5 protein-coding genes are annotated in these 6,390 nt (G+C 73.4%); 1 reads left to right on the forward strand and 4 read right to left on the reverse strand.

The genetic code is table 11. From position 1 onward, the window contains the following. The coding region (locus VFZ20_RS10020) for a TonB-dependent receptor (RefSeq protein WP_329683729.1) at positions 1-3,274 on the forward strand (3,274 nt) is incomplete at its 5' end. A gap of 82 nt (positions 3,275-3,356) precedes the next feature. Here the strand turns inward: VFZ20_RS10020 and VFZ20_RS10025 are convergent. From VFZ20_RS10025 to VFZ20_RS10040, 4 genes are all read right to left on the reverse strand, one after another. After that, entirely contained in the window at positions 3,357-4,046 is a 690-nt protein-coding gene (locus VFZ20_RS10025) for a zf-TFIIB domain-containing protein (protein WP_329683730.1), read from the reverse strand. Further along, complete coding sequence (locus tag VFZ20_RS10030) at positions 4,039-4,491, reverse strand: hypothetical protein (protein ID WP_329683731.1); 453 nt, start codon at positions 4,489-4,491, stop codon at positions 4,039-4,041. The genes VFZ20_RS10025 and VFZ20_RS10030 overlap by 8 nt, the downstream gene beginning before the upstream one ends. 229 nt (positions 4,492-4,720) lie before the next feature. Then, positions 4,721-5,461 carry a 2-phosphosulfolactate phosphatase gene (locus VFZ20_RS10035; protein WP_329683732.1) on the reverse strand — a complete coding sequence of 247 codons (741 nt, stop codon included), beginning with the start codon at positions 5,459-5,461 and terminating at the stop codon, positions 4,721-4,723. Between the two features lies 1 nt (position 5,462). Continuing rightward, positions 5,463-6,390 (reverse strand): acetyl-CoA carboxylase biotin carboxylase subunit (locus VFZ20_RS10040; RefSeq protein ID WP_329683733.1); only part of this gene is annotated, 928 nt, incomplete at its 5' end.

Here is a 6,390-nt window from a genome sequence, read left to right on the forward strand (position 1 = left end):
CGAGGCGGCGGCGGGGGGCGTCGTGCGCGACCTGCGGCTGGGGTTCGCGGCGGTGCAGCTTGCCCCGGTGCGGGTGGAGCAGAGCGGCCCCCCGCGTGAACGCATGACGCGCCGCGCGCCGGGGGCAAGCGAGCAGGTCACGCAATCGTGGAGCGGCGGCACGGTCCCCGTGAATCCCGGCGATCTCGCCGGCCTCGCCGCGCTCCAGGGCGGCGTGTTCGCGGGGGAAGGCGGCGTTTCGTTCTTCGGGCAGGATCCCTCGCAGACGCGCACCACGCTGGACGGGGCGTCGTTCGGGGCGACGAGCCTGCCGCAGGAGGCGCTGGCCAGCGTCAGCCTGGGAAGCACGTACGACGTGTCGCGGGGCGAGTTCTCGGGCGGGCTGATCGCGGCGCGTACGCTGGCGGGGACCAACCGCCTGGGCGCCGCCATCCGCTCCCGTTCCACGCCCTCGCTCCTGCAGTGGCAGCTAGGGTCGCCGGATGCGCGCCGTCCGGCGCCCGGCTTCCAGGTGGACGGCGGAGCGGGCGGCGCACTGGTGTACGACCGGCTCTTCTGGTACGCCGCGTTCAGCGCCTCGCGGTACGACGCGCCGCTGATCTCCTTCCACAACACGTCGTCCGCCGTGCTCCAGCGGCTGGGCGTGGACCCGGATTCTGCACTGCGGTTCGCGGCGCTGGTGCGGGATCGTGACTTGGCCGGGGAAGGGCCGCGCCGGACGGGGTCGTATTCGGGGTCGGGGCTGCTCCGGCTGGACTACGACTTCACGCCCGGGCATTCGCTCATGCTCCGGCTGGACGGCCGCCGGCTGACGCTGGAGGGACTGGGCGTGGACGCGCTGAGCACCGCCGCGAGCGGCGAGGTCCTGCGCGAGCGGGGCGGCGGCGTGCTCGCGCAGCTCACGTCGCGCGTGGCGGGGCTGGAGAACGAGCTGCGGCTGCACTGGGCGGAGAACGAGCGCGGCACGTACCCGGACCAGCGTGGACCCGCGGGCCGGGTCCGTGTATCCGCCCCCGTGGAGGCGACCGGCGGAAGCTCCGTGCTCCGTTTCGGCGGCAGTCCGGGCGAGCGGACGCTGGATGGCCGCCGGGTGGAGGTGTCGAACCATGCGACCCTGCTCGCGGGGGAGACACACCAGCTCCAGGGCGGGATCGTGCTCGCGGAGGAGCGCGCCTCCACGACGACGGAGGCCAACGTGTTCGGCACGTTCTCCTTCAACAGCCTCGACGACTTTCGCGAGAACCGTCCGTCGTTCTTCACCCGCACGCTGGGCGCGCGCGCGAGCAGCGCCACCACCCGCACTTTGGCGCTGTACGCGGGAGACACCTGGAGCGGTGAGCGGCTGAAGGTGACGGCCGGCGCGCGCCTGGAAGGCCGGTCCTACCCGTCCGTCGCGGACGGCCCCGCGTCCGTCGATTCGGCGTTCGGACGTCCGCCGGGACGCGTGCCGTCCGACTGGGGGATCAGCCCCCGGCTGGGATGGGGATACCAGAAGTCGAACTGGTACCTCATCGGCGGCGTGGGGCACTTCCGGGGCAGCGTCCCGCTTTCGTCCCTTGCGTCGTTCGTCGGGGAGACCGGGGGCGCGGACCAGGCCATCCTGACCTGCGTGGGCGAGGCGGCGCCGGCGCCGGCGTGGGAGCGCTATGCCACGGACCCGGGCGCGGCGCCCGTCACGTGCGCGGACGGTGCGCCGGCCTTTGCCGCGCGTACGTCACCCGTCACCCTGTTCGCGTCCGACTTCGGCACGCCGAGCACCTGGCGCGGCTCCCTGGGCGGGCACTTTCCCCTGCCCGGGAGGTTTCGGCTCAACTTCGACGCGTCGTTCACCCGCGGGCACAATCAGCCCATCGCGACGGATGCCAATCGGGCGGATGCGCCCCTGTTCGCGCTGGCGCGGGAGGGCGGGCGCCCGGTGTACGTGCCCGCCAGCATCATCGATCCCGTGACGGGCGGCGTGGCAGCCGACGCGGGGCGGCCCGTGCCCGGCCTGGGAAGCGTGCGGATGATCGGCAGCGGCGGGACGTCGACGGTCGCGCAGGGCACCGTGGACGTGGCATACCCGTTCGGCAACCTGCGGTACTACGTCACCGGGTCCTACACGTTCACCCGTGCGCGGGACGAGGTGGGGAGCCTGCCCGCGTTCGGCTCCAGCGTTCCGCTCGCCGGGGACGCGTCGTCGCTCGTTCGCGGCACGAGCGACCTGGAGCGTCGGCACGACCTGCGGATGTACCTGATGTACCGGCCCGCGGGGTGGGTGACGCTGGGCGTGGTGGGGCGCCTGACCTCCGGCGCACCGTTCACGCCGCGGGTGGACGGTGACGTGAATGGCGACGGCGCGCGCAACGACGCCGCGTTCATCTTCGATCCGTCCGCGACGGCGGATCCCGCCCTGGCGACGGACATGGAGAGCCTGCTCGCGGCCGCGCCCGGCTCCGTTCGGGCGTGCCTGCGGGCGCAGGTGAACCGCGTTGCGCGGCGAAACAGCTGCCGGGGTCCGTGGACGTCCGCGCTGGACCTGCGGGCGGACATGGAGGTGGGGCGGGGCGAGATCCAGCGGCGGCTGCGGCTGTCCGTGAGCACCAGCAACGCCCTGTCGCTGGTGGACCGCGTGGTCAACGGCCGCGACGGCGCCCGCGGCTGGGGCGGGCCGGGATGGGTGGATCCCGTGCTGCTGCGCGTGCGCGGGTTCGATCCCGCGGCGGGCGCGTTCCGCTACGAGGTGAACCCCGGGTTCGGCAGCCGGGCAGCGGCCCTGTACGGCGCGTCGCGGCCGTTCTCCCTCACCGTGGAGGGGCGCGTCGCCCTCGGCGCGGACCCGGCGCTGCAGCCGCTGGACCGGCTGCTCGCCGAGACGTCCGGTCCGGCCCGCTCGCGCGAGCAGCTTCGCGCGGAGCTCGCGGCGCGCATCCCCAACCTGGCCGCCCAGGTGGTCTCGATCGACACCCTGGCCGGCCTGGCGCTGGATTCCGCCCAGCGGACGCGCCTGCACGACGCCGCGCGGGCGTTCGGCGAGCGGGTGGCGCCCGTGGCGGACTCCATCGCGATCACCATGAGCGACGTGGAGAACGGCCGGCGCAGGGACACGCGCGTCGCCTGGCGCGAGATCGACGACCGTACGCGGCGCGTGCAGCAGGCGCTGGACGAGGAGCTCCGGACCATCCGCCAGGTCCTCACGCCCCGGCAGTGGGAAACGCTGCCGACCGCCATCCGCGAGCCGTCGCGCCAGCTCGTCCCGCCCCGCGGCTTTACCCAGCCGGGCCGCCGCCGATGAGGCGGGACGCGGGTCCGTGGACGAACGGGGGCGGCGGAGACATCAATCTCCGCCGCCCCGTCTCTTTCCCGACAGCGTCGAATCAGCCGATGCCGTCGAAGAGGCCGCCCAGGATCTCGGCGATGAGGCCGAAGACGGAGCCGGCGGCGTCGCCCAGGGCCTCCAGCAGCTCCGGCAGCGCGGAGAACAGGCCGGGCGCGTGCGCGACGACCTCCAGCCCCGCGCCCGCCACGTCCACCAGCCCGGACGCCGCGTGGAGGGTGAGGTCCGGCGCGTGGAGGAACAGGTCGAGCAGGAACTCGCCCGCGTCGCCCACGGTGGTGACGGCTTGGCTGGCGCCCGGCGTGGCGGCGACGGCCGTGGCCGCCGCGGCCGCCCAGAGAGTGGACAGCTCGTGGTGGTCCAGCCACACGGCCGTGCAGGGGCGGCACACGTCCACCGTCACCCCGGTGCGCGTCTCGCGGCGCATGGGCCTGCCGCAGTCCGGGCACTCCAACGTGTTGGCCCAGCCGCACCTCGCGCACTTGGCGCCGTCGCGCTCCATGGGCGCGCGGCAGTCGTGGCAGAGGAACGCCGTATCGTCCGCGCGGCGGACCATGGTGCGCAGGGCGGCGGCGGGCGCGCCGCGCAGCCGCGGGATGTGCCCGCGCGGAATCCACGTTCCGCCGCAGCGCCGGCAGTGGCGCACCGCGAGGTCGGCGGCCACGGGGGCATTCTCCAGCGCCACGCCCAGGCAGGCGGGGCACGCCAGCCGCAGGGGTGCCTTACGCATCGAGAATCCCCCGTGCCGTGCGCTTGTCCGCCAGCTGCGCCAGGGTGGGGAAGCTGTAGACCAGGTTGCCGCCGTCCGTCACCTCCAGCTCCGCGCGGCCGCCCGTGACCATGCCGTCCAGCGCCTCGCGAGCCGTGTCCTCGGAGAGGTGCATGGCCATGGCGGCCTCGGCGGCCATGAGCTTGCCGCCGCGCGACTGGGCCAGGCGCAGCAGCTCGGATTCCGTGGCTTGCCGGGCAAGCGCGGCGCGGCGGCCGGAGAGCCGGCTGCGCTCCGCGTAGTGGCCGCGGGCCAGCAGCAGCGCCCCCGCGGCCGGCAGCACGACGGTGAGCCCGAACGCCGCCATCACGGCCGTGCCGGACGCGCTCGTGTCGCGGTTCAGGAATCCCACGAACATCAGCAGGGCAATCAGCGCCAGCCCCACGGCGCCCACGATCCTGGTCATTCTCGCATCTCCCGGGATGGTTTCTCTCCCGCTCTACGGATCTTTCCCGCACCGGGTTCCGAGAACAACTGCATTTTCACGCAGAGGGAGCAGAGGCAGCAGAGGATCTCATCGCGCGATGAAGTACTCTGCTGCCTCTGCTCCCTCTGCGTGAGATATTCTTTTGAAGTTGAAAGCCGGCCGGAGCGCAGGGCCCCGGCCGGCTTCGGAACGCTCCGCGTGAGACGGATCAGCTCTCGGCTTCGACGGCGGCCAGCACGATCTGGCGGCCCTCCAGCACGGGCACCACCTCGCGCAGGTCCGTCTGCGCGCAGAACGCCAGGTCGTCGCCCAGGCCCGCCTCCACGATGGCGCGCCCGGCCGCCGTGAGGGGAAAGAGCGTGGCCGGGTCCGCGAACTCCTCGGCCAGGGCCAGCGCGGCCACGGCCCCGTCGTTCATCTCCCACTCCGCGTCGGGAAGGGCCTTGAGCAGCGCCGCCGCCATCTGCCCCGCGCACACGGCGTCCTCCAGCCCGAACGCCCGGTCGCGGCCCGCGCACAGGAACACGGGCTCCGCCTGCGTGCGGGCCAGCTCGTCGACCACGGCCTGGAAGTTGGTCCACGCGCCCACCAGCACGCGGCCCCCGGGGGCGGCCGCGTTGAGCGCGAGGGTGCCGTTGGTGGTCGACATGACGATGGTCTTGCCGCCCACGCGCTCCGGCGTAAAGTCGCCCGGCGAGTTGCCCAGGTCAAAGCCCTCGATGGGCAGCGCCTTGCGCTCGCCGGCCAGCAGCACCTCGTCGCGCCCCAGCGTCTTGGCCAGGCCGATGGCCTCCTCGATGGTGGCCACGGGGTACAGCGTGCGGGCGCCGGCGGCCAGCGCCTCCACGATGGAGGTGGTGGCCCGCAGCACGTCCAGCACCACGATGGCGCGCCCGGCAACCTCGCCCGGCACCAGCTCGCCGGGGGTGAGCAGTACGTCCAGCTTCATCTCAGGCACCCGCGCGCTCCGCCATCCACCGCTCCAGGAACTTGGTGTCCACGTCGCCCGCGATGAAGTCGGGGTTGTCCATCACCTCCATCAGGAACGGGATGGTGGTGTGCACCCCCTCGATGACCGTCTCGGCCAGCGCCCGCCGCATGCGCGCCAGGGCCTCCTCGCGCGTGGCGCCGTGCACGATGAGCTTGCCGATGAGCGAGTCGTAGAACGGGGGCACGCGGTAGCCGGCGTAGGCGTGCGTGTCCACCCGCACCCCCGGCCCGCCCGCCAGGTGGAACGTGTTGATGGTGCCCGGCGACGGCGCGAAGTTGCGCGACGGGTCCTCGGCGTTGATGCGGCACTCGATGGCGTGCCCCCGCAGCCGGATGGGCGTCTCGGGGATGGACAGCGGGAGCCCCGCCGCCGCCCGGATCTGCTCCTTGACCAGGTCAAAGCCCGTGCACATCTCCGTCACGGGGTGCTCCACCTGGATGCGGGTGTTCATCTCCATGAAGTAGAACGAGTTGTCCTCGTTCAGCAGCATCTCGATGGTGCCCGCGCCCACGTAGTCGATGGCCTTGGCGCCGCGCACCGCCGCCTCGCCCATGGCCGCGCGCAGCTCCGGCGTGAGGGCGGGGGAGGGCGCCTCTTCCACCAGCTTCTGGTGGCGGCGCTGGATGCTGCAGTCGCGCTCGCCCAGGTGGATGACCCGGCCGTGGCTGTCGCCCAGGATCTGGAACTCGATGTGGCGCGGCCGGGCCAGGTACTTCTCGATGTAGACGGTGTCGTCGTTGAACGCCGCGCCGGCCTCGCTGCGGGCCATGCCGAAGGCCGCGAGGAACTCGTCCTCGTCCCTGGCCACGCGCATGCCCTTGCCGCCGCCGCCGGCGCTGGCCTTGATGAGCACGGGAAAGCCGATCTCCCGCGCGGCCGCCAGGGCC

This window comes from Longimicrobium sp., assembly GCF_036280135.1.
Taxonomy (GTDB): domain Bacteria; phylum Gemmatimonadota; class Gemmatimonadetes; order Longimicrobiales; family Longimicrobiaceae; genus Longimicrobium.

Coding starts and splice junctions, on each gene's coding strand:
- VFZ20_RS10035 (WP_329683732.1), bottom strand. CDS start 5,461: ATGAAGCTGGACGTACTGCTCACCCCCGGCGAGCTGGTGCCGGGCGAG.
- VFZ20_RS10025 (WP_329683730.1), bottom strand. CDS start 4,046: ATGCGTAAGGCACCCCTGCGGCTGGCGTGCCCCGCCTGCCTGGGCGTG.
- VFZ20_RS10030 (WP_329683731.1), bottom strand. CDS start 4,491: ATGACCAGGATCGTGGGCGCCGTGGGGCTGGCGCTGATTGCCCTGCTG.